Annotated in this window: 1 protein-coding gene and 2 pseudogenes; 2 read left to right on the top strand and 1 reads right to left on the bottom strand. The window is 72.9% G+C overall.

Annotated elements, in window-relative coordinates:
• The coding region (locus tag AOK24_RS51555) for an NAD-dependent epimerase/dehydratase family protein (RefSeq protein WP_420876718.1) at nucleotides 1–370 on the bottom strand (370 nt) is incomplete at its 3' end.
• Between the two features lie 194 nt (nucleotides 371–564).
• On the opposite strand from AOK24_RS51555, the pseudogene AOK24_RS51560 reads away from it, so the two are divergent.
• Both AOK24_RS51560 and AOK24_RS35790 read left to right on the top strand, forming a co-directional pair.
• Nucleotides 565–859 (top strand): annotated as a pseudogene (locus tag AOK24_RS51560) (zinc-dependent metalloprotease); the annotation flags it as partial.
• Nucleotides 860–861: 2 nt separating this feature from the next.
• A pseudogene (locus AOK24_RS35790) lies at nucleotides 862–1,595 on the top strand (zinc-dependent metalloprotease); the annotation flags it as partial.

Here is a 1,595-nt window from a genome sequence, read left to right on the forward strand (position 1 = left end):
GCCGCACCCCGGCAGCGGCGGCAGCGGTGAGCACGGTCTGCGTCCCCCGCACGTTGTACGCCGTACGGGCCCCCGCGTCGGACCCGAGATCGAGATCCAGCGCGAGATGGACGACGACATCGGCCCCCCGCAACTTCTCCGCGATCGCCGGATCACGCACGTCGAGGACGTGCCACGTCGCGTCGTCGCACTCCCCCCGCCGCTCGTCGATGGCGACGACCTGCTTGATCTCGTCGGACGCGGCGAGCCGCTCGGTCAGCAGCGCGCCCACCCCGTGCGCCGCGCCGGTGACGGCGACGACGGGCCCGCGCGAGCCCGCGCCGGTTGAGCGGTTTCGCGCTGCGCGAACCTGCGGATCTGGGGAACTCACCAGGTGTCTCCAGCGGTTGTCATGGCATACGGGCGCGGATGACGCGTACGTACCAGGTGGCTCCATCCTGCCGCAGGCCGCGAGTCGGCGGAGCACCGAGGCCCGATCGGGCCCGGGTGTCTACGCTGGGTGGTGTTGCAGGGCAGCCGCGCCGCCGGTCGTCAGACCGGTGGCCTTACCAGCCGAGGAACCCCGTGAGTGACACCCCATTCGGATTCGGCCTTCCGCCGGAGGAGCCGGAGGACGGCGACGGCAAGAAGAAGGACCAGCAGAGCGGTGGTGGTCAGGGACCGGCCAACCCGTTCGGTTTCGGGCTCGGAGCCGGCGGCTTCGGCGGCCCGGGCGGGGACAACCCGCTCGCCGCGATGTTCGGCTCCATGAACCCCGGTGACCTGGGGGCCGCGTTCCAGCAGCTCGGGCAGATGCTGTCGTACGAGGGCGGCCCGGTGAACTGGGACATGGCGAAGCAGATCGCCCGCCAGCAGGTCGNNGCGTGGGCGCGGCGGAGCGCACGGCGGTCGAGGAGGCGGTGCGCCTGGCGGACCTCTGGCTGGACGACGCGACGTCCCTGCCGTCCGGCGCGGGTACGGCGGTGGCGTGGTCGCGCGCGGAGTGGGTCGAGGCGACGCTGCCCGCGTGGAAGGAGCTGGTGGACCCGGTCGCCGAGCGGGTCGGCGCGGCGATGGGTGACGTCCTGCCGGAGGAGATGCAGGCCATGGCGGGCCCGCTGATCGGCATGATGCGCTCGATGGGCGGCGCCATGTTCGGCACGCAGATCGGGCAGGCCGTGGGCGTGCTCGCGGGCGAGGTCGTCGGTTCGACGGACATCGGGCTGCCGCTGGGCCCGGCCGGGAAGGCCGCGCTGCTGCCGGTGAACATCGAGACGTTCGGCAAGGACCTGGGCGTCGCGAAGGACGAGGTCCGGCTGTATCTGGCGCTGCGCGAGGCGGCCCACCAGCGGCTGTTCGCGCACGTGCCGTGGCTGCGGTCGCATCTGTTCGGCGCGGTCGACGGCTACGCGCGCGGGATCAAGGTCGACACGGCCAAGCTGGAGGACGTGGTCGGCCAGTTCGACCCGCAGAACCCCGAGCAGCTCCAGGACGCGCTCCAGCAGGGCATGTTCCAGCCGGAGGACACGCCGGAGCAGAAGGCGGCGCTGGCCCGCCTGGAGACGGCGCTCGCCCTGGTCGAGGGCTGGGTGGACGCGGTGGTGCACGCGGCGGCG

Source organism: Streptomyces niveiscabiei, assembly GCF_001419795.1.
GTDB lineage: Bacteria > Actinomycetota > Actinomycetes > Streptomycetales > Streptomycetaceae > Streptomyces > Streptomyces niveiscabiei.